This window comes from Sagittula sp. P11 (assembly GCF_002814095.1).
In the GTDB taxonomy this organism is placed as follows: Bacteria; Pseudomonadota; Alphaproteobacteria; order Rhodobacterales; family Rhodobacteraceae; genus Sagittula.
On record NZ_CP021913.1, the window covers coordinates 4,250,019 to 4,269,542 of the forward strand.

Here is a 19,524-nt window from a genome sequence, read left to right on the forward strand (position 1 = left end):
CGCGTGTCATCGTAACGGGATAGCTGTCATGAGCATCAACCACGTCCGCCCCTGGCGGAACATCTACCGCCGCGCCTCGCGTCAGATCATGGTCGGGTCCGTGCCGGTGGGCGGCGGCGCGCCGATCAGCGTGCAGACGATGACCAACACGGTCACGACCGACATTCCGGGCACCATCGCGCAGATTCAGCAGGCGGCAGAGGCCGGGGCAGACATAGTGCGCGTCTCTGTCCCCGACGAGGCGTCGGCGAAGGCCTTGAAGGAGATCGTGCGCGAAAGCCCGGTGCCGATCGTCGCGGACATCCATTTCCATTACCGTCGCGGGATCGAGGCGGCTGAGGCGGGCGCGGCCTGCCTGCGCATCAACCCCGGCAACATCGGCAGCCCCGAGCGGGTCCGAGAGGTCATCAAGGCGGCGCGCGACCACAACTGTTCGATCCGCATCGGCGTGAACGCCGGGTCGCTGGAAAAACACCTGCTGGAGAAATACGGCGAGCCGTGCCCCGACGCGATGGTCGAAAGCGGGCTGGATCACATCCGCATCCTGCAGGACAACGACTTCCACGAGTTCAAGATCAGCGTGAAGGCGTCCGACGTCTTCATGGCGGCGGCGGCCTACCAGCAACTGGCCGAGCAGACCGACGCGCCGATCCACCTCGGCATCACAGAGGCAGGCGGGCTGGTTTCCGGCACGGTGAAAAGCGCCATCGGCCTTGGCAACCTGCTGTGGATGGGAATCGGCGACACGATCCGCGTGTCCCTGTCCGCCGATCCGGTCGAAGAGGTGAAGATCGGTTATGAGATCCTCAAGTCGCTGGGCCTGCGCCATCGCGGGGTGAACATCATTTCCTGCCCGTCCTGTGCGCGGCAGGGGTTCGACGTCATCAAGACGGTGGAAACGCTGGAAAAAAGGCTGGAGCACATCAAGACGCCGATGTCGCTGTCGATCATCGGCTGCGTGGTGAACGGTCCGGGCGAGGCGCTGATGACCGACGTGGGCTTTACTGGCGGCGGCGCCGGGTCGGGCATGGTCTACCTGGCGGGCAAGGCCAGCCACAAGATGTCCAATGCCCAGATGATCGACCACATCGTGGAAGAGGTCGAGAAGCGCGCCGAGGCCATCGAGAGCGGCGCGGCAGAGGCGAAGGCGGCGGAGTGATCGCCGCCATTCGGCGTCACTGCGTCAGGTAATCCTGCAAGACAAAATCCGGCATGTGCCCGCGGATCAGCCTGTCGGGCATGACGTAGGCGGGCAGGGTGTCGAAACCCAGGTCGCCGAACAGCGTCTGCGCGTCGGGTGTGGACGTGTCGAAGACCTGCATCCGCAGGCCGAGGCGCTCCGTGACGGCGCGCAGCTCGGTCTCGGCAGTTGCGCAGGCCTCGCAGTCCGGGCCAGTGAACAGGGCGATGGCCACGTCCCGGTCAGTGCCGAACAGGGTATCGGCACGTTCGTCGATCACCAGAAGGTCGGCGTTCTTTTCCTCGCGGTAGATGTCGACGGGCGGAGGCGCCACCAGAGCGCGCAGACGTTCCTCTGCGGTGGGGGCGAACTGGGCGTGGACCGGCGCCGCCATAAGCAGCGCCGGGATCAGCAGATGTTTCACTCGGCGCGGCCCATGGCGACGATCTGTTCCATCGCGGCCAGCGGGGCGTAGCCGCGCACCATCTCGTCCCCGAAGACGAAGGAGGGCGTACCGTTGATCTGCATGGCCTGTGCCAGCGCGCGCGTCTCGTTGATGCGGCGGGTGATCTCCTCGCTGCCCATCTCGGCCATGATCGCATCGGCGTCGAGGCCAAGCGTGTCGGCGATGCGCTTCAGGGAGGCTTCGGTCGGGTTGCCTTCGAGGGCGATCAGCGCGTCGTGCACCTGGCCGTATGCCTCGTCACCGGCGACGATCTTGGTGGCGATGGCAAAGCGCGACGAAATCGTGGACGCATCGCCGAGGATTGGAAATTCCTTGACGATCAGGCGGATGTTGCCGTCGTTTTCCAGAAGCTCGGTGACCTCCGGCTGCGCCTTGCGGCAATATCCGCAGCGGTAGTCCATGAACTCGACGATGGTGAAGTCGCCGTCCGGGTTGCCGCCGACCCAGGAATAGCCGTCGTTCAGCAGCGCATCGCGGTGGGTTTCGACAAGCTGCTTGTCGTTCTGTTCCTGGGCTGCGGCTTCCTGCTGTTCCAGCACCGCGACCGCATCCATGATGACCTGCGGGTTGTCCATCAGGTAGTCACGCACCGCCTGACCGAAGGCGGCCTTCTGGTCGTCGTTCATGGCGCCGAAGTCGAAAGTGTCCTGAGCCGAGGCGGGGGCCGCGGCCAGGCACATCATGGCGGCGCCGGCTTTGAGAAGGGTTCGTGTCATGGGGGTCTCCGTTATATCGTTGTCCCGTGGGGGTTCGCTTACCGGCGCTTTGCCTGCTGTGCGGCACTTAGCACATCCTGTGCGCGCTGCCACGGGGCGGAACCGCGCGGCAGTTGATCGGAGGCGCGGCGGGCGTGAAGCTCCGCATCCTCCAGCCGCCCCAGGAGCGCGTAACGTTCCGCTGTGGCGAGCGAGGCCATCGCGTTGTTGCCGAGCTTGGCATATGTCACGCCGAGGTCGCGCAGAACACCCGGGTCCGAGAAGTCGCGCCCGCGGGCGGCCTCCAGCGCCTGGAGCGCGCCGCGCGGATCGCCTGCGGCCAGCCGGGCGCGGCCCAGTCCGCCAAGGATCAGCGGTTCGCGCGGGGCGCGGCTGGCGGCGGCCTCGTAGACCTGGACGGCGGGGCCGAACTGGCGGGATTCAAGGAGGATCTGGCCTTTGAGGTCCAGCAGGAAGGGGTCGCCGGGCCGGGTCGCGATGGCGCCGTCGATGGCCGCGAGCGCCTTCTTCAGGTTCGACTGGCGGTGCCAGGCGACGGCCTCCTGCATCAGGCGCACGTCCTTGTAGGGCACCGATCCGCTGCGCCGCAGTGTCCAGGACGGCGCGCGCTTGAAGGCACTCAGCTTGCCCCTGGCGCGGGCGAACCAGTATTCGCCTTCGGGCGAACGCTTGCCGGGACCGGCGGAAACGGCCAGCGCCTCCAGTGCGCGGAGGCGGTCGCGGGACAGCGGATGGGTGACGGCGTAGGGGTCGAGACGGGATTCGGACAGGGAGACCTGCCCGGCGAAGATCTTGATGACCTCGACCGCGCCCTGCGGATCGAGGCCGGCACGCTTCAGATACCGGACAGAAGCGATGTCGGCCGAGCTTTCCTCGGCCCGGGTGTGGCTGAACAGGCGCCGCTGTGCGGAGCTTTGCGATCCGAAGGCGATGCCCGCGGCGACACTCGGATCCGCGCCCGCAAGACCCGTGGCCAGCGCCAGCAGCATGCCCATGCCGGCGGCGCTGCGCGCGCTACGCATGTTGCCCAGGCGGCGCGTGATGTGGCCGTTGGCGATATGCGCGGCCTCGTGCGCGATCACCGCCTGCAGGGCGGCCGCGCTCTCGACCTTCATGATGAGGCCCGAATGCAGGAAGATGTGGCGCGCGTCCGCAACGAAGGCGTTGAGCGAATTGTCGTCCAGCACGACGATCTGAACCTGGCTGGGGGAGAGGCCGGCGGCGCTGAGGATCGGTGCCGCCAGTTGCCCCAGCGCGTATTCCATGTCGGCGTCGCGCAGGAAGGTCGCCGCGCGGACGGGCTGGGCCAGCATCAGGGTCGCCGCCAGAAGCACGGCCATCGCTCGGGTTAGGATCATTGACGTCTCGCAGGTCGCAGCCGTAAGCCTCGGGTTCAAGCGGCAGACTAGAGAGGCAGGCATGCGGAGTTCAAGACGCGGTGACGTCGATCCCTTTATCGTGATGGATGTCATGGAGGCGGCGCGCGCCCGCGAAGCGGCGGGTCACCGGGTGATTCACATGGAAGTCGGCCAGCCGGGCACACCGGCGCCGCGTCTGGCGCGCGAGGCCCTGGGCCATGCGCTGGAAAGTGACGCGCTGGGGTACACCGTGGCGCTCGGCCTTCCGGAACTGCGCGCCCGCATCGCGCGGCTTTACGGCGAATGGTACGGGCTGGACCTCGATCCGGGTCGCGTGGTGGTGACGTCCGGGTCCTCGGGCGGCTTCATCCTCGCCTTTACCGCGCTGTTCGACGCGGGCGAGCGTGTGGCGCTCGGGGCGCCGGGCTATCCGTCCTACCGCCAGATCCTGAGATCGCTGGACCTCGTGCCGGTGGAGGTGCAGACCGCACCTGCCAACCGCTACCAGCCCGTGCCGTCCGATCTGCGCGGCCTCGACTTCGAGGGGCTGATGGTGGCCTCTCCGGCCAATCCCACGGGCACCATGCTGGACCGGCAGGCGCTGTCGGATCTGATCGACGTGACGGCGGAAAAGGGCGCGGCCTTCCTGTCTGACGAGATCTACCACGGTATCGAGTACGACCGCAAAGCCGTCAGCGCGCTGGAGATCAGCGACGACGTGGTGGTCATCAATTCCTTCTCGAAGTTCTTCTCGATGACGGGCTGGCGGGTCGGCTGGCTGGTGGTGCCGGAAGGGCTGGTGCGGCAGGTGGAACGGTTGGCCCAGAACCTTTTCATCTGCGCGCCCCATGCGGCGCAGGTTGCGGCGCTGGCCGCCATGGACGCGAAAGATGAGACAGAGGCCAACCTTGCCGTCTACGCGAAGAACCGCGCGCTGATGATGGCCGGTCTGCCGGAGGCGGGATTCGACCGCATCGCACCGCCGGACGGCGCCTTTTACGTCTATGCCGATGTGAGCCACCTGACCGACGACAGCCGCGCCTTCGCGCAGGAGATCCTTGAAGGGGCCGGGGTCGCGGTGACGCCGGGGCTGGATTTCGACCCGCTGCGCGGCGGCGGCACGCTCCGGTTCTCCTACGCGCGCAGCACGGCCGATATCGAGGAAGGGTTGGCGCGGCTCAGGGACTTCATGTCCAGGCGCCGATCGTGAACGGGCAGGGCTGGGCGAAGGGACGCGCACCTGCTAGATTTGGCCGCAACGAGAACCCGCAAAGCGGGCCCGCCAATCGGGAAAGAGCAGCCATGCACAGGATCTTCGCGTTACTCATCGCCATGCTTTGCGCGTCGCCAGTAGTGGCGCAGCAGCAGGAAGAAAGCTCCGGCCTTGCGCGCTATGAGGGGGGCGGGTTCACCGAGCGGCGGTTCGGTGGCGCGACGGAGCTGTCGCTGAGCCTCAGCCAGGGGGTGCCCTGGCGGCTCTTTACCGTCGACGACCCGCTGCGTCTGGTGGTCGATTTCCGCGAGGTCGACTGGGAGGGTGCAACCCCCGGCGAACTCGATGCCTCGGCGCGGATCGGTGCGGTGCGGGTCGGCGGCTTCCGGCCCGGCTGGTCGCGCATGGTGGCCGACCTGGCAGAGCCACTGTCCGTGGATTCAGCCAGCCTGACAGTGCCCAAGGACGGCGGCAGCGCGCAGTTGAAGGTGGTGCTCTCGCCGACGGACGCGGCGAGCTTCGCAGCGAAGGCAGGCGTGCCGCGCGATCCGGGCTGGGATCACCTGCGGCCCAAGGCGCGCCGGCCCGCGCCCCGCGCACCCGGCGCGCCGCTGGTGATCGTCATCGACCCGGGCCACGGCGGCATCGACCCGGGCGCGGAACGGGCAGGGGTGAAGGAGGCCGACCTCGTCCTGCAATTCGGGCGCGAACTGAGGGACGTGCTGCTGCGATCCGGGAACTACGACGTGCGGATGACACGGAACTCCGACGTCTTCGTGTCGCTCGAAGGCCGCGTTGCGGCGGCGCATGACGCGGGCGCGGACGTGTTCATCTCGCTCCACGCCGACGCGCTGGACGGCGGCGGGGCGAAGGGGGCGGCGGTCTACACGCTGGCCGAAGACGCCTCCGACGCGGCCTCTGCTGCGCTGGCAGAGCGGCACGACCGCGATGACCTGCTGTCGGGGATCGACCTTTCCGGGTCGGACGACCGGGTGGCGCAGGTGCTCTTGGACCTCGCCCGGCAGGACAACACCCCGCGCAGCCAGGCGCTGGCCAAGAGCATCGTCGCGGGCATCCGCAACAACGACGGCAAGGTCCACAAGGACCCGCTGCGGCAGGCGGCCTTTTCCGTGCTGAAGTCGGCGGACATCCCCTCCGTCCTGGTGGAACTGGGATTCCTGTCCTCGCAGCAGGACCTGATGAACCTGCAGGATCCGGCGTGGCGGGCGGGCATGGCGGCGGGCATCCGGGACGGGCTGGCGCAATGGCTGATCGAGGACAAGGCCCTGTCGCGTCTGCGCCGGCAATAACGCGCGCATTCAAAAGCTTGGGCGGTCCGGCGCTGACGGCAACAGGGATGTGTTTTGACCGACGCCGCGTTACAGTATATGCGACGGTTTGAAATCGAGCACTTGCCACAAGGGTCCACGCGTGACGCGGTTCATCTTCTCATTCTTCGGCGGTATCTTCGCGGTGGTGACCATGGGCACCATGATGATCGCGCTCACCATCGGCGCGATCTTCTGGATGTACGGGCGCGACCTGCCCAGCCACGAACACCTGGCGCAATACACCCCGCCGACGATCAGCCGCATCTATTCGCAGGAAGGGCGCGTGATCGACGAATTCGCGCAGGAACGCCGCCTGTTCACGCCTGCGAACGAGATCCCCGACCTGGTGAAGAACGCCTTCATCTCGGCCGAGGACAAGAACTTCTACACCCACCAGGGCTATGACGTGCGCGGCATCGTCGCGGCGGGCGTGCAGGCGGTGCAGTCCGGCGGGCGCGACGTGCGCGGCGCCTCGACGATCACGCAGCAGGTGATGAAGAACTTCCTGCTGTCCGGCGACCGCCGGGCAGAACGGAAGATCAAGGAGATCATCCTCGCCTCGCGTGTCGAGGAGGCGCTGGACAAGGACAAGATCCTCGAGCTGTACCTGAACGAGATCTTCCTCGGGCAGAACTCCTTTGGCGTGACCGCCGCGGCGCAGACCTACTTCAACAAGACCCTGTCGGAGCTCGAATCGCACGAGGCGGCGATGCTCGCCTCCATGCCGAAGGCGCCGTCGGACTACCACCCGGTCCGCCGGAAGGAGCGTCTGACGCAGCGCCGCGACTTCGTGCTGAAGGAGATGTACGAGAACGGCTACATCGACAAGGCGACCTACGAGAGCGAGGTCCAGCAGCCGCTGCGCTCGGTTCAGAACGGCGACTTCGAACCTTACAACCAGGCGCTGCCGCCGCGCGACTACTTCACCGACGAGATCCGCCGCCAGCTCAGCCGCGACTTCGGGGAAGATCAGTTCTTTTCCGGCGGTTATTCGGTGCGCGCGACGCTTGACCCGGAGATGCAGACCGAGGCGGCCCATGCGCTGCAGCGTGCGCTGGAGCAGTACGACCGCGGGCTTGGCCGCTGGCGCGGCACGGGCAAGACCATCGACGCCGGGCTGCTGGGCGACGAGGCCGCATGGCGGGAGGCCCTCGCAGGCGTGCGCGTGACGCGCGACGTGACGCTGGTCAGCAAGTGGCATGTGGCCGTGGTGCGCGAGGTGCGCGAGAATTCCCTGCTGATCGGGATCGAGGATGTGCCGCTGGACGATCCGCGGGGCATGGAAGTGCCGCGTGCGGACACCGACTGGTTCAAGGGCAACCTGTTCGAAAACTTCGAGCCGGGCGATGTGATCCACGTCCGCGAGATGACCGAGGACGACTCCGGCAACTTCATCCGCTGGACGCTTCGTCAGGTGCCGCAGGTGCAGGGCGGGTTCATGGCCATGGACGTGAACACCGGCCGCGTGATCGCCATGCAGGGCGGGTTCAGCTACCAGCACTCGGTCTTCAACCGCGCGACGCAGGCGAAGCGGCAGCCGGGTTCCTCGTTCAAGCCGTTCGTCTACGCGGCGGCGCTCGACAGCGGCTATACACCGGCCACCATCGTCGTAGATGCGCCGATCGAGATCGACACGCCGCAGGGCGTCTGGCGTCCGAAGAACGCGTCGAACCAGTTCTACGGCCCGACCCCCCTGCGCACCGGGATCGAACGGTCGCGGAACCTGATGACCATCCGCCTCGCGCAGGAGGTCGGCATGGACGTGGTCGCGAATTATGCCGAAAAGTTCGGGGTTTACGACAACATGGGCCGGGTTCTGGCCAACGCGCTCGGCGCCGACGAGACGACGCTGATGCGGATGATCTCGGCCTATGCCATGTTCGCCAACGGCGGTGAGCGGGTGGAGCCGACGCTGGTCGACCGGGTGCAGGACCGCTACGGCAACACGGTCTACAGCCACGATGCGGCGCAGGGGAACCGGCGGGTCTGCGTGGACTGTGCCGATCCGAACATTCCGCCGGGGCGGAGCCCGCGGATCGTCAACGACCGCGAGCGGATCATGGATGCGATCACCGCGTACCAGCTTACATCGATGATGGAGGGTGTGGTGCAGCGCGGGACGGCGTCGGGCACGGTGAAGCTGCCGGTGCCCACGGCGGGCAAGACCGGCACCACCAACGACGCGAAGGACGTGTGGTTCATCGGCTTCACCTCCAACATCGTGGCGGGCTGCTACATCGGTTACGACCAGCCGCGCAGCCTTGGCAGCGGTGCGTCGGGCGGCGGGTTCTGCGGTCCGGTGTTCACCCAGTTCATGCAGAAGGCGGTGAAGAAATACGGCGGCGGCCCCTTCAAGGTCCCGGAAACATGCAACTTCGTGAACATCGACCGGTTCTCGGGCGCGCGTCTTGGCGCCGGCGCATCGGGTGCGAACGTCGTGGCGGAGTGTTTCCGCGAGGACGATCTGCTTGACGGTGTTTGGGGCATCCAGCTGGACGGCGGCTTTGCCATCTCGGGCAGCTTCGACCTGATCCGTCCCGAAGGCGGGTCGGTCGCGCGGGAGGTCACGACCTCCACCGGCCGCAAGGCCGTGGTCGGTCCGAAGGCCGGGTTCGGCACGCTGTCCTCCGGTGGCCTGTATTGAGGGATCGCCGGCAACCGGCTTAACCCTTCGGGTTGGGCAATGGGGTAAACGGAGCGCGCGTTGGGGTTAACCCGGCGCGCGCTTCGCACATCTGGGGGGTGTCAAACCCCGGGTTCAGGGGCATTTACCCGATCTTCACCGGGATGACCGCCGCGTTACCGGTGAACCGGCCGTTTCGACCCCCTGAACCGGCCGGTTGTTAACCTTTCCGGACGGGCCGCGCGTGACGTTGCGTCGGAAAGAGTTAATCCGTCAGAATTCGACTTCGAGCTCGACGATCTCTTCGGGCTCGGCCAGCGCGCCCTCGGTCCATTCGCGCATCAGGTCCCAGCCGAGGATGTGGTCGGCGTAGCTTTGCAGCGTCGGGTCGAGGGCCACGGAATAGGTGCGGAACCGGGTGCAGACCGGCGCATACATCGCATCGGCCACCGTGGGCTTTGCCCCGAAGAGGAACGGCCCGCCGCAGGCGTCGAGGCATTCGTGCCAGATGGTCTTGACCCGCTCGATGTCGGGCCGGGCTCCGGAGAAGATCTTGAAGGCCGCATGATGCGACTTGAGGTTCATCGGCAGGGCGGAGCGCAGGTTGTAGAAGCCGGAGTGCATCTCGCCCGATATCGCCCGGCACCGGGCGCGCATCACCGGGTCCTTCGGGTAGAGACCGGCCTTGGGGAAGGTCTCGTTCAGGTATTCGGCGATGGCGAGCGTGTCCCAGACCGCGATCTTGCCATGCTCCAGCCGGGGCACGCGGACGGACGGCGAAAGCAACAGCAGTTCCTGACGGTTGTCGGCGCTGTCGGGGTCCACCGGCGCCTCGGCGAACGCGATTCCCGACATCTTGCACAACAGCCATCCGCGCAGGGACCAGGACGAATAGTTTTTTGATGAAATCGTGAGCGTGGCGTCCGTCATGGTCTTCCCCGTGTCGCGGCGGTGCAGCGAAATTGCATTTTTTTGTCGCACCGCACCGGGGGCCTGACTAGCGTTTTGTGGGAAGACACAGGCAGGAACCGCCATGCAGTACGCCATCTACCAGGGTTTCGATGATTTTTTCGCCCCTTTTCGTACGTCTGCCCTGATGGGGCTGTCGCTGGGCGGCGAAAAGTCCGGGGCCTTCGCGCCGATGCTGCGCCGCCACATGGCGGGGCTTGAGATGCTGTCCCGGTTCAGGCTGAGCCACACGCGGCCGCCCTACGGCATCCGTTCGGTCTCCATCGACGGGCGGACCGTGCCGGTGACGGAGGAGGTGGTCTGCGATCTGCCTTACGGCCAGCTTCTGCATTTCAAGCGGGAGATCGACACGCCGCAGCCGAAGGTGCTGGTGGTGGCGCCCCTGTCGGGGCATTTCGCGACTCTGCTGGCGGGCACGGTGAAGGTGCTGCTGCAGGATCACGAGGTCTATATCACCGACTGGAAGAACGCCCGCGACGTGCCGCGCAGCGCAGGGTCCTTCGGGGTGGAGGATTACGTGGAATACGTGATCCGCTTCATGGAAGAGATCGGCCCGGGCGGCCATATCCTGGCGGTGTGCCAGCCCTGCGTGCAGGCACTGGCCGCGGTGGCGGTCATGTCGGAGGACCGCAACCCGGCAACGCCCCTGTCGATGACGCTGATGGCGGGGCCGGTGGACGTGCGCGAAAGCCCCACGGCGGTGAACGACCTGGCCTTCGAGAAGCCGCTGTCGTGGTTCAGGAACAACGTGATCGCCTCTGTCCCGTTTCGCTATCCGGGGGCCGGGCGGCGAGTCTATCCGGGGTTCGTGCAGCTTACCGCCTTCATGACGATGAACATGGACAGGCACATGGCGCAGCACAAGCGCATGTACCAGTTGCTGGCAGATGGCGAGGTGGAGGAGGCGGAGAAGATCAAGGCGTTCTACGACGAGTATTTCGCCGTGCTCGACCTGACGGAGGAGTTCTATATCGAGACCATCGACCGGGTGTTCCAGAAGGCGGAGCTGGCCCGGGGCGAGATGACCTACAAGGGCCGCAAGGTGAACCCGGCGGCGATCCGGCACACCGCGCTTCTGACGGTCGAGGGCGGGCGCGACGACATCTGCGGGCTGGGCCAGACGAGCGCCGCGCATGACCTGTGTTCGTCGCTGAGGCCGCACCTGAAGCGCCATCACCTGCAGGCCAACGTCGGGCATTACGGCGTGTTCAACGGTCGCCGCTGGGAGAAGGAGATCTACCCGGTGGTGCGCAACATGATCCTCGCGATGCTTTAGGTTTCAGCGAGAAGGGCGGAGAGCAGGTCGGGCTCCGGGTCGGTTGCGGGTTTGTCGCGCATGGCGATGGAATGGGCACATTTCGCCGCCGCCCACCCGGCAAGCCTGTGGCGCGGAACGTCCAGTGCGTCGGCGTAGGTGTCGAGGCAGGCGGCGATGCGCCCGGGGTCCCGGACGGTGGCGGGGATGCCCTTCGGATTGCGGATCGCGTTGGCGAGCTCGAACGCCGGGTCGCCGGTGAGGCCCTTGGCGTCGAAGGCCTTTGGCCCGGTGGCAGTCAGGTTGACGTTGTCGTGATGCAGGTCGCCGTGCAGCGGCACGGGTTGGGCGGTCGTGGCGATGAGGCCGCGGGCGAGGGCCTGCGCGCGGGTCATGTCGCGGCGGAGGCTGGCCGGGCAGGTGTCGAGAGGCACGGCGAAGAGCCGTTCGAACCAGACGCCGACGGTCGGCAGGTCGGCAATCTGCGGACGGGTGGCGTGGAGCGCCCGCGCGGTCTCGGCGAGCAGGCGGCAGGCCTCTGCGTCGCGGCCCTGACGGGAGAGGTCGCCAAGCGAGGGGCCGTCGAGCGCCTCCATCAGGACGCTGTCGGGCCCTGCGCCCAGGATGGCGACCATGTGCGGCCCGGCCCAGGCCTGCATCAGCCGGACGCCCGCGGCCTCGTTCCCGGCGTGGCCCTGCGGCCAGAGTTTCAGGATGGCGCGGCGGTCATCCCTGCGCACCTCGTGGAGTTCGGCGGCGGCGGTGGTGGCGAGGGGGCGGACGATCTGCACCGCGTGCCGCGCAAGGGCCTTTTCCAAGCGACGCTCCACCACATTCCCCACCTTGCCCGTCCTCTGGCCCCTTGGTATCACGCGGGGCCTGAGAGTACGAGGAGTCCCCCATGCGCGCCGAAGCCCAGAACCACGTGGAGAAGATCGAGAAGTCGCTTGATCTGCTCAAGCAGCGGCTTGGCTGGGAGACGGCGCAGCACCGGCTGGAGGAGTTCAACGCGCGGGTCGAGGACCCGAACCTGTGGGACAACCCCGAGGCCGCGCAGAAGCTGATGCGCGACCGGCAGTCGCTGGTCGACGCGATGGAATCCTACACCTCGCTCAAGCAGGAGCTGGAGGACCAGGTCGAGCTGATCGAGCTGGGGGAGATGGAGGACGACGAGGAAGTGGTGCGCGACGCCGAGGCGGCGCTGAAGGCGCTGGTGGAGACTGCCGCCAAGAAGGAGCTGGAGGCGCTGCTGGACGGCGAGACCGACGGCAACGACGCCTTCCTCGAGATCAAGGCGGGCGCGGGCGGCACGGAGGCCTGCGACTGGGCCAACATGCTGGCGCGGATGTACGTCCGCTGGGCGGAAAAGCGCGGCTTCGAGGTCGACCTGCAGGAAGAGCAGGCGGGCGCCGAGGCGGGCATCAAGTCGGCCACCTACCAGATCAAGGGCAAGAACGCCTACGGCTGGCTGAAGTCCGAGAGCGGTACGCACCGGCTGGTGCGGATCTCGCCCTTCGGGAAGGGCACGCGGGAGACCTCCTTTGCCGCGGTGGGCGCCTACCCGGTGATCGACGACAACATCGAGGTGGTGGTGAACCCCGCCGATATCCGCATCGACACCTTCCGGTCGTCGGGCGCGGGCGGGCAGCACGTGAACACCACCGACTCGGCGGTGCGGATCACCCACCATCCCACGGGGATCGTGGTGACGAGCTCGGAGAAGTCGCAGCACCAGAACCGCGACATCGCCATGAAGGCGCTGAAATCGCGGCTCTACCAGCTTGAGCTCGACCGCCGGAACGCCGAGGTGAACGCGCTGCACGAGGCGAAGGGCGATGCGGGCTGGGGCAACCAGATCCGGTCCTACGTTCTGCAGCCCTACCAGATGGTGAAGGACCTTCGGACGCAGTACGAAACCGCCGATACGCAGGGCGTGCTGGACGGCGACCTCGATCCCTTCATGGAAGCGACGCTGGCGCTACAAGTGTCCGGCAAGAGCCGCGCAGACGCACGCGGCGAGGACTGATCCCTTTCAGGCAGACGCTCCGGGTGTGAGCGGACGGGAGGGCGGAGAATCTCCGCGCTACGATGCCGCGCGCCTGTGGCGTTGCGGGATGCCTCGTCCGGCGGTCGGGGTTTCTGTGGTGCGGTGGGTGTCGGACCAGGGGATGCACCGCAAATTGGCGCACACTCGTGGTCGTTGGACCAGACGGCGCGAGACATTTTCAAAGTCGTACGACGGGACCGCGATGGCTGAGGGCGCAGCCTCTTTAGCCTGTGGTAGTGGTCGGATCCGGGGACATTGAGCGCGTTCTTGGGCAGAAGGAGGCGGAGAATCTCCGCCCTACGTTGGCGCGCGCGCCCAGCCTCGCGGACAGCTATGTCCGCGGCGTGGATCCACTGGTTGGCCGGGTCAGGTCAGGGTTTCGTAGAAGCCCTGCCAGGCCGGCGGTTCGGGGTGTTCGGCGCGGATGCGGGCCTGTCGTTCGGGGCTTTGCCCCCGGTACCAGGCGATGAAGCCGGACATGGCGGTTTCCCCGCCCGTGGTGTGCCAGGCGACGCTGCCGCGCGGCATGTCGGGGCAGATCGTCCATGGCGGTTCGTCGTAGATCGCACGCGGCGCGGGCATCCTGTCCGACAGCTCGCTCAGCGCGGCGCGCAGACGGGCAAAGCCGTCGGGCCGCCGGACCAGTGCGGGCACGTCGATATTGCGAATCCTGCCGTCGTCGCCACGCCGAATCGGATCGGGTGCGTGTGTCATTGAAGCTCCTCCCACAGCCAATGGTAGAACACAGGCGTAGAAGGAAAATGTTAATAAGAGACGAATCTTGCCCGTCGGCGACATATCGCCTTTAGTGAATGCCACCGCGCGCAACGGGAGTGACCCTGAGGAGGAGAGGCCATGCCCGACACACCGAAACCCGGCGTTCCCGAACTCGGGCCCGTGTCCGCCGAGATGCTGCGCGAGGCACTGCGGCGCGGCTGGCGCGACCTGCGCCGCGCGCCCGGTTTCGCGCTGGTCTTTGCCGGGCCCTACGTGCTGGCCGGGTGGCTCATGGTCTGGGTCACATGGGTGACCGGGCAGAGCTACTGGCTGGTCTTCGCGGCCATAGGCTTTCCGCTGATCGCGCCATTCGCGGCGGTGGGTTTCTACGACGTGAGCCGGCGGCTTGAGGAAGGGCGCCCGCTGGACTGGATGCAGATCTCGAGCGTGATCGCGCGCCAGTCGAAACGCCAGCTTCCGTCGATCAGCGCGGTGATCCTGGTGATCTTCCTGTTCTGGTTCTTCCTGGCGCACATGATCTTTGCGCTGTTCCTGGGGCTTGCGCCGATGACCAACGTGTCCTCGTCCTACGACATCTTCCTGACGCCGAACGGGCTGACCATGCTGGCGGTGGGCACCGGCGTTGGCGCGGGCTTTGCGGCGCTCCTGTTCATGATCACGGTTCTGGCGCTGCCGATGCTTCTGGACCGGGAAATCGACTTCGTGACCGCGATGATCACCTCCTTCGGCTACGTGCAGCGCGAGCCGGTGGTGATGTTCGGCTGGGCGGCCTTCATCGCAGTCACGACCTTCGTGTCGATGCTGCCGGGGTTCCTGGGGCTGCTGGTGGTCCTGCCGGTGCTGGGGCACGCCACATGGCACCTTTACGACATGCTGGCCTACGGCACGCGGCGCGGCACGGTCTCCGCCGCGGAGGCGGTGGCCATGCGCTGAGGCCGCGCGGACCCGGGGCGCCCGGGCCGGCCAACACTCGGGCTGGGGTGCGGGCGCTCGGGCTTGCGGGCGCCGTGGAGACAGGCGCGGGGCTGGCTGCGCGGGGACGGGCAGGGGGCCTGCCCATCCGTCAATAGAAGTTCTCGCCCACTTTCAGCAGGTTGCGATGGTAGGGCACCAGGTCCTCGGCCGTGCAGAACCCGGCCTGACGCGCGGCAGGCAGGACCTCCTGCAGATCGGTGCCGAGATGTTCGTAGACCAGCCGTTCGACGCGCCTGCCGGCGACATTCTCGCGGACGGTGCGGGTGACGTAGCCGACCCAGAAGTTGTTCTCGAACGTCGGGATCCGGGCGAGGTAGTTGAACGAGGTGGTCGTCGCACCCTTGCGGCTGACCAGCGCCGCGATGCCGTCCTCCTGCGGGATCACCGTGCCGCGGAATTCGCGGTTGCGCGGCTCGACCGAGAGGCCCTGCGCGCGCATGGCGTCCTTGGCCTCGAATCCCTTGAGGAAGGTGCCGCCGCGGTTGCGGAACACGTAGATCACGCCCTGCACGAAGGCCTTGTCGTCCATGAAGCTGCGCCGCGTGAAACGGTAGAAGCCTGAGGGAAAGACCTCTTCCGGGACCGGGCGGGCGGTGCCGCCGAGGTATTCCGCCACCGCCGGGTTCAGCAGCACGCTGTTGTCGGTCGCCACGACTCGTTCGACCGGCTCCAGCAGGATGCGCGCATCGACACCGAAGTAGGAGCAGATCCTGTGCAGCACGTCTGGCCGGGGAAAGCTCTCTCCGGCGAGGTATCTGTTATATTGTGTCCGGTTGATGCCCAGTTCCCGGCACAGGGCCGAGATGGACGCCGCCTGTTGTGACAACTGACGCAGATTGTCACCAAGCATGTTGCGCAGTTCTGCCGGAGAGGGGCTGCGCTGTCGCATCTTGCCGCCGTCCTTTGCCATAAAAATTCCCGTTATTGTTGAGTCGTAGCACTGTTTTACGACTTATTGGAAGATGAGAACACAAGCTGATGCTTGACTTGCCGCTACTTGGCGTCACGGGTGATGCTTAACAGAGGCAAACCTGCCGATTCACGGCACAAAAATCAAGAAGCCGACGCGGAAAAATACGTGTTCTGTGCGAATGGTTTCCGGCACCTTTGATCTGCAACCATCAGCAGGTGTGGCGTGATGCAAGAACATATGTACGGAGTGGTTCTTTGGGCGGATGCCAGCGATACGAAGGCTGTGATCTGGTGTGAAGATCAGGGCAATCTGGCGTATTATACCGCTGCCGAAGAAGACATCCACGAAGGGCCCGCGCTCGACGCCGGCGACCTGATCCAGTTCGAACTGAGCGAATGCGCGAATTTCCGGCGTGCGGACAACCTCAAGCGCGTAGGCGCGGGCTATGCGCCCGATCTGGCGCAGAACCTGCGCGGCCGGGTGAACGACGCCGTCGCGCCGCGGCCCGAGTCGAGACGTTTCACGCGGACCGACAATGTCGTGGCGTTTCCCGGGGTCGTGATGTCGTGACCTGACTTAGCGGACGATCAAACGCGAAAGGCGCGCCTCACCGGGCGCGCCTTCGCTGTTTCCAGGGGGTGATTTCAGATCAGGAGCCGGCGCCGCGGGCCAGGGCGGCCACACCCGTGCGCGCGATCTCGATCATGCCGAGGGGGCGCATGAGGTCGGCGAAGGCGTCGATCTTGTCCGGTGCGCCGGTGAGCTGGAAGATGAAGCTTTCCAGCGTCGAATCGACCACCTGCGCGCGGAAGATGTCGGCAAGACGCAGCGCCTCGACGCGCTTGTCGCCGGTGCTTTTCACCTTGAAGAGCGCCAGTTCGCGTTCCACCGAAGACCCTTCGACCGTCAGGTCGTGCACGTCGTGGACCGGCACGATGCGGCCAAGCTGCGCCTTGATCTGTTCGATCACCTGCGGCGTGCCCTTGGTGACGATGGTGATGCGCGACAGGTGGCCCTGGTGGTCGACCTCGGCCACGGTGAGGCTTTCGATGTTGTAGCCGCGGCCCGAGAACAGGCCGATGACGCGCGCCAGCACGCCGGGCTCGTTTTCGACGAGGACGGCGAGGGTGTGCGTCTCCGTCACGTCCGAGAAGTTCGGGCGCAGGTTGTAGGCGGAGTGCTTCGAAGAGCCCTTCTTGATCTTTAGCGCGGACATGCGGTGTTCCTTTGTCAGTCGTTGCGGGGCCGGATCAGTCGAGGCTGTCGCGGCTTTGTTGGTCGAGACGGTCGGCGAGGCGGCGCAGCGCGTCCGCCTGATCCGGGAAGGCCGTGAGGCCGGTGGCGCCGAGGCGCGCCGCGATGGCGCGCAGTTCGGCGGGGCTTCGGTCGTTCGAGAGGCGCTGCGCAAGAGAGCGGGCGCGCCCAGTCACCGATCCGACGGGCGTTTCGTCGAGATAGCGGCGTTCCGCGTTACGGCGGTCCCGGTGCGCCGCGGCGTTCTGCGTGCCCCAGTGCCGGTCCTTCACACGATGGGCGGTGGCCAGGTCCTGTCCGCTCAGGTCGTCGGGATCGGTCATCGCGGAGAGATCCTGACGCCCCTTGCGGCGCAGGTGCCGGTTGGCCGTGGCCTTGATGGTGCGGGCATGGCGGCGGGCCGCCTTGTCCGAACGGTTGGAGACGATCTTGCGCTGGCGTGCGGAGTCCCGCGCCTTTTCCAGGCGCGGGTCCTTGCCGGGCTGATCGCTCCCCCCGCTCATGGCCTTACACCAGAACCGCGCCCTTGCCGGCGATGGCGTTTGTGGCCTTGGCTTCGCCGAGCAGCATCTTGTTGTGCGGCTCGCCCGAGGGGATCATCGGGAAGCAGTTCTCGTGCTTCTCGACGAGGCAGTCGAAGACCACCGGGCCGTCGTACTCCAGCATCTCCATGATCGCGTCGTCGAGGTCGGCGGGATCGGAGATCGAGATGCCCTTGCAGCCGAAGGCCTCTGCCAGCTTCACGAAGTCGGGCAGCGATTCCGACCACGAGTGCGAGTAACGCTCGCCGTGCAGAAGCTGCTGCCACTGGCGGACCATGCCGAGGCGCTCGTTGTTGAGGATGAACTGCTTGACCGGCAGGCGGTACTGGGTCGCGGTGCCGAGCTCCTGCATGTTCATCAGCCACGAGGCTTCGCCCGCCACGTTGATGACGAGGCTTTCGGGATGCGCCATCTGCACGCCGATGGAGGCCGGGAAGCCGTAGCCCATCGTGCCGAGGCCACCGGAGGTCATCCAGCGGTTCGGATCCTCGAAGCCGAGGAACTGCGCGGCCCACATCTGGTGCTGGCCGACCTCGGTGCAGATGTAGCGGTCCTTGCCCTTGGTGAGCTCTTCGAGACGCTGCAGCGCGTACTGCGGCTTGATCGTCTTGTCGGAGTTCTTGTAGGACAGGCAGTTGACCTTCTTCCATTCGTCGATGCGCTTCCACCACTTGGCCAGCGCCTCGCGGTTGACCTTGCGGCCGCGCGATTTCCAGAGCGCCAGCACGTCCTCGAGGACATGGGCGATGTCGCCGACGATCGGGATGTCGGTCTTGATGACCTTGTTGATCGAGGACGGGTCGATGTCGACGTGCACCTTACGGCTGTCCGGGCTGAACGCATCGATGCGGCCGGTGATCCGGTCGTCGAAGCGGGCGCCGAGGTTGATCATCAGGTCGCAGCCGTGCATCGCGAGGTTGGCCTCGTAAAGACCGTGCATCCCGAGCATCCCCAGCCAGGCCTTGCCCGACGCGGGGTAGGCGCCGAGACCCATCAGCGTGGAGGTGATCGGGAAGCCGGTGGCCTCCACCAGTTCACGCAGCAGTTGCGAGGCCGCCGGGCCCGAGTTGATGACGCCGCCGCCGGTGTAGAAAACCGGCTTCTCGGCGGTCTCGATCGCCTCCACGAGGTCCTCGATCATCTCCATGTCGCCCTTGACCTGCGGCTGGTAATGCCGGGTCGAGACCGAAGGCTTCGGCTGGTAGGTGGCGGAGGCGAACTGCACGTCCTTCGGGATGTCGACGAGCACCGGGCCGGGACGGCCGGCGGTGGCGACGTGGAAGGCCTCGTGGATGGTGGCGGACAGGCGCTCCGTCTCCTTCACCAGCCAGTTGTGCTTGGTGCAGGGGCGGGTGATGCCGACGGTGTCCGCCTCCTGGAAGGCGTCGGAGCCGATCATGAAGGTCGGCACCTGGCCGGTGAGGACAACCAGCGGGATCGAGTCCATCAGCGCGTCGGTCAGGCCGGTCACGGCGTTCGTGGCGCCCGGGCCCGAGGTCACGAGCACGACGCCCGGCTTGCCGGTCGAGCGGGCATAGCCCTCGGCCATGTGCACCGCGCCCTGTTCGTGCCGCACCAGAACGTGACGGATGTCGTTCTGCTGAAAGATCTCGTCATAAATCGGTAGAACCGCGCCGCCCGGGTAGCCGAATACGACTTCCACGCCCTGATCCTTGAGGGCCTGGACCACCATTTTCGCTCCGGTCATCTGACGTGTCATAACTGTCTCCGATCTTGACACTTGGGCGGGATTGCCCGGGTTCGGTATTGCATCGCGCTGCGCGGGCAGCGGGCATAAAAAAGCCCCCGGTCGGCTGACGGGGGCGCATGGGGACCTGGAAGGGTGTCCGCGTTAGCGGCCCATGCGCCTTTCTCCTACGATGACTACTAGAGTGATCATGCCAGAGGCTCCTTCTTGCGGGGGCAGTTGTATGGGCCATGCGC

18 protein-coding genes are annotated in these 19,524 nt (G+C 66.5%); 8 read left to right on the forward strand and 10 right to left on the reverse strand.

Annotated features, from left to right (window positions below):
• The first annotated feature begins 28 nt into the window (after nt 1–28).
• On the forward strand, nt 29–1,159 hold the full coding sequence (gene ispG / locus CDO87_RS20470; RefSeq protein WP_100930494.1) for a flavodoxin-dependent (E)-4-hydroxy-3-methylbut-2-enyl-diphosphate synthase: 1,131 nt from the start codon (nt 29–31) through the stop codon (nt 1,157–1,159).
• Between the two features lie 16 nt (nt 1,160–1,175).
• Here the strand turns inward: ispG and CDO87_RS20475 are convergent, their stop codons facing one another.
• Genes CDO87_RS20475 through CDO87_RS20485 form a run of 3 tightly spaced genes read right to left on the reverse strand, consistent with a single transcriptional unit; the run spans nt 1,176 to nt 3,720 of the window.
• Nucleotides 1,176–1,604, reverse strand: a complete 429-nt coding sequence (locus CDO87_RS20475; RefSeq protein WP_100930495.1) for a hypothetical protein — start codon at nt 1,602–1,604, stop codon at nt 1,176–1,178.
• Nucleotides 1,601–2,362 (reverse strand): DsbA family protein, encoded by a 762-nt coding sequence (locus CDO87_RS20480; protein WP_404944738.1) that lies wholly within the window; start codon nt 2,360–2,362, stop codon nt 1,601–1,603. Before CDO87_RS20480 ends, CDO87_RS20475 begins: the two co-directional genes overlap by 4 nt.
• Before the next feature lie 38 nt (nt 2,363–2,400).
• A complete protein-coding gene (locus CDO87_RS20485) occupies nt 2,401–3,720 on the reverse strand; it encodes a M48 family metalloprotease (protein WP_254698224.1) in 1,320 nt (439 codons plus the stop codon).
• Nucleotides 3,721–3,781: 61 nt separating this feature from the next.
• Between CDO87_RS20485 and CDO87_RS20490 the strand changes: the two genes are divergently transcribed.
• The 3 genes from CDO87_RS20490 (at nt 3,782) to CDO87_RS20500 (ending at nt 8,908) form a co-directional block, all read left to right on the forward strand.
• Nucleotides 3,782–4,930, forward strand: coding sequence for a pyridoxal phosphate-dependent aminotransferase (locus tag CDO87_RS20490; protein WP_100930497.1), 1,149 nt, complete (start codon nt 3,782–3,784; stop codon nt 4,928–4,930).
• A gap of 92 nt (nt 4,931–5,022) precedes the next feature.
• Nucleotides 5,023–6,243, forward strand: a complete 1,221-nt coding sequence (locus tag CDO87_RS20495; protein ID WP_100930498.1) for an N-acetylmuramoyl-L-alanine amidase — start codon at nt 5,023–5,025, stop codon at nt 6,241–6,243.
• Nucleotides 6,244–6,364: 121 nt separating this feature from the next.
• Complete coding sequence (locus CDO87_RS20500) at nt 6,365–8,908, forward strand: penicillin-binding protein 1A (RefSeq protein WP_100930499.1); 2,544 nt, start codon at nt 6,365–6,367, stop codon at nt 8,906–8,908.
• A 252-nt stretch (nt 8,909–9,160) separates the two neighbouring features.
• Here CDO87_RS20500 and CDO87_RS20505 read toward each other — a convergent pair whose 3' ends face one another.
• A complete protein-coding gene (locus CDO87_RS20505) occupies nt 9,161–9,817 on the reverse strand; it encodes a glutathione S-transferase family protein (RefSeq protein WP_100930500.1) in 657 nt (218 codons plus the stop codon).
• Between the two features lie 103 nt (nt 9,818–9,920).
• Here CDO87_RS20505 and CDO87_RS20510 point away from each other — a divergent pair, with 103 nt between their 5' ends.
• Nucleotides 9,921–11,132: a polyhydroxyalkanoate depolymerase gene (locus CDO87_RS20510; RefSeq protein ID WP_100930501.1), complete on the forward strand. Its 1,212-nt coding sequence runs from the start codon at nt 9,921–9,923 to the stop codon at nt 11,130–11,132.
• On the opposite strand, the gene CDO87_RS20515 is transcribed toward CDO87_RS20510, so the two are convergent.
• On the reverse strand, nt 11,129–11,929 hold the full coding sequence (locus tag CDO87_RS20515) for an aminoglycoside phosphotransferase family protein (protein WP_157815063.1): 801 nt from the start codon (nt 11,927–11,929) through the stop codon (nt 11,129–11,131). The two genes, CDO87_RS20510 and CDO87_RS20515, sit on opposite strands and share 4 nt — an antisense overlap.
• Nucleotides 11,930–12,012: 83 nt before the next feature.
• On the opposite strand from CDO87_RS20515, the gene prfB reads away from it, so the two are divergent.
• Nucleotides 12,013–13,137 carry a peptide chain release factor 2 gene (gene prfB, locus CDO87_RS20520; protein WP_100930503.1) on the forward strand — a complete coding sequence of 375 codons (1,125 nt, stop codon included), beginning with the start codon at nt 12,013–12,015 and terminating at the stop codon, nt 13,135–13,137.
• A 387-nt stretch (nt 13,138–13,524) separates the two neighbouring features.
• On the opposite strand, the gene CDO87_RS20525 is transcribed toward prfB, so the two are convergent.
• Entirely contained in the window at nt 13,525–13,872 is a 348-nt protein-coding gene (locus tag CDO87_RS20525) for a hypothetical protein (protein WP_100930504.1), read from the reverse strand.
• Between the two features lie 141 nt (nt 13,873–14,013).
• Here CDO87_RS20525 and CDO87_RS20530 point away from each other — a divergent pair, with 141 nt between their 5' ends.
• Nucleotides 14,014–14,829 carry a DUF2189 domain-containing protein gene (locus tag CDO87_RS20530; RefSeq protein ID WP_100930505.1) on the forward strand — a complete coding sequence of 272 codons (816 nt, stop codon included), beginning with the start codon at nt 14,014–14,016 and terminating at the stop codon, nt 14,827–14,829.
• A 130-nt stretch (nt 14,830–14,959) separates the two neighbouring features.
• On the opposite strand, the gene CDO87_RS20535 is transcribed toward CDO87_RS20530, so the two are convergent.
• Nucleotides 14,960–15,760 carry a helix-turn-helix domain-containing protein gene (locus CDO87_RS20535; RefSeq protein WP_198521770.1) on the reverse strand — a complete coding sequence of 267 codons (801 nt, stop codon included), beginning with the start codon at nt 15,758–15,760 and terminating at the stop codon, nt 14,960–14,962.
• 249 nt (nt 15,761–16,009) lie between these two features.
• Between CDO87_RS20535 and CDO87_RS20540 the strand changes: the two genes are divergently transcribed.
• Nucleotides 16,010–16,354 carry a hypothetical protein gene (locus CDO87_RS20540; protein WP_100930506.1) on the forward strand — a complete coding sequence of 115 codons (345 nt, stop codon included), beginning with the start codon at nt 16,010–16,012 and terminating at the stop codon, nt 16,352–16,354.
• 79 nt (nt 16,355–16,433) lie between these two features.
• Here the strand turns inward: CDO87_RS20540 and ilvN are convergent, their stop codons facing one another.
• From ilvN to CDO87_RS20555, 3 genes are read right to left on the reverse strand one after another with little or no spacing between them, the layout of a single operon-like run.
• Nucleotides 16,434–17,000 (reverse strand): acetolactate synthase small subunit, encoded by a 567-nt coding sequence (ilvN, locus tag CDO87_RS20545; RefSeq protein WP_100930507.1) that lies wholly within the window; start codon nt 16,998–17,000, stop codon nt 16,434–16,436.
• Between the two features lie 34 nt (nt 17,001–17,034).
• Nucleotides 17,035–17,541: a hypothetical protein gene (locus CDO87_RS20550; protein WP_100930508.1), complete on the reverse strand. Its 507-nt coding sequence runs from the start codon at nt 17,539–17,541 to the stop codon at nt 17,035–17,037.
• Nucleotides 17,542–17,545: 4 nt separating this feature from the next.
• Nucleotides 17,546–19,300 carry an acetolactate synthase 3 large subunit gene (locus CDO87_RS20555; RefSeq protein ID WP_100930509.1) on the reverse strand — a complete coding sequence of 585 codons (1,755 nt, stop codon included), beginning with the start codon at nt 19,298–19,300 and terminating at the stop codon, nt 17,546–17,548.
• Between the last annotated feature and the right edge of the window lie 224 nt (nt 19,301–19,524).

Bases quoted from the DNA above. Each gene is read 5' to 3' on its own strand.
- CDO87_RS20480 (WP_404944738.1), bottom strand. From the start codon at position 2,362: ATGACACGAACCCTTCTCAAAGCCGGCGCCGCCATGATGTGCCTGGCC.
- CDO87_RS20490 (WP_100930497.1), top strand. From the start codon at position 3,782: ATGCGGAGTTCAAGACGCGGTGACGTCGATCCCTTTATCGTGATGGAT.
- ilvN (WP_100930507.1), bottom strand. From the start codon at position 17,000: ATGTCCGCGCTAAAGATCAAGAAGGGCTCTTCGAAGCACTCCGCCTAC.
- CDO87_RS20510 (WP_100930501.1), top strand. From the start codon at position 9,921: ATGCAGTACGCCATCTACCAGGGTTTCGATGATTTTTTCGCCCCTTTT.
- CDO87_RS20550 (WP_100930508.1), bottom strand. From the start codon at position 17,541: ATGAGCGGGGGGAGCGATCAGCCCGGCAAGGACCCGCGCCTGGAAAAG.
- CDO87_RS20555 (WP_100930509.1), bottom strand. From the start codon at position 19,300: ATGACACGTCAGATGACCGGAGCGAAAATGGTGGTCCAGGCCCTCAAG.
- CDO87_RS20540 (WP_100930506.1), top strand. From the start codon at position 16,010: ATGCAAGAACATATGTACGGAGTGGTTCTTTGGGCGGATGCCAGCGAT.
- CDO87_RS20530 (WP_100930505.1), top strand. From the start codon at position 14,014: ATGCCCGACACACCGAAACCCGGCGTTCCCGAACTCGGGCCCGTGTCC.
- CDO87_RS20535 (WP_198521770.1), bottom strand. From the start codon at position 15,760: ATGCGACAGCGCAGCCCCTCTCCGGCAGAACTGCGCAACATGCTTGGT.
- ispG (WP_100930494.1), top strand. From the start codon at position 29: ATGAGCATCAACCACGTCCGCCCCTGGCGGAACATCTACCGCCGCGCC.
- CDO87_RS20485 (WP_254698224.1), bottom strand. From the start codon at position 3,720: ATGATCCTAACCCGAGCGATGGCCGTGCTTCTGGCGGCGACCCTGATG.
- prfB (WP_100930503.1), top strand. From the start codon at position 12,013: ATGCGCGCCGAAGCCCAGAACCACGTGGAGAAGATCGAGAAGTCGCTT.
- CDO87_RS20495 (WP_100930498.1), top strand. From the start codon at position 5,023: ATGCACAGGATCTTCGCGTTACTCATCGCCATGCTTTGCGCGTCGCCA.
- CDO87_RS20505 (WP_100930500.1), bottom strand. From the start codon at position 9,817: ATGACGGACGCCACGCTCACGATTTCATCAAAAAACTATTCGTCCTGG.
- CDO87_RS20525 (WP_100930504.1), bottom strand. From the start codon at position 13,872: ATGACACACGCACCCGATCCGATTCGGCGTGGCGACGACGGCAGGATT.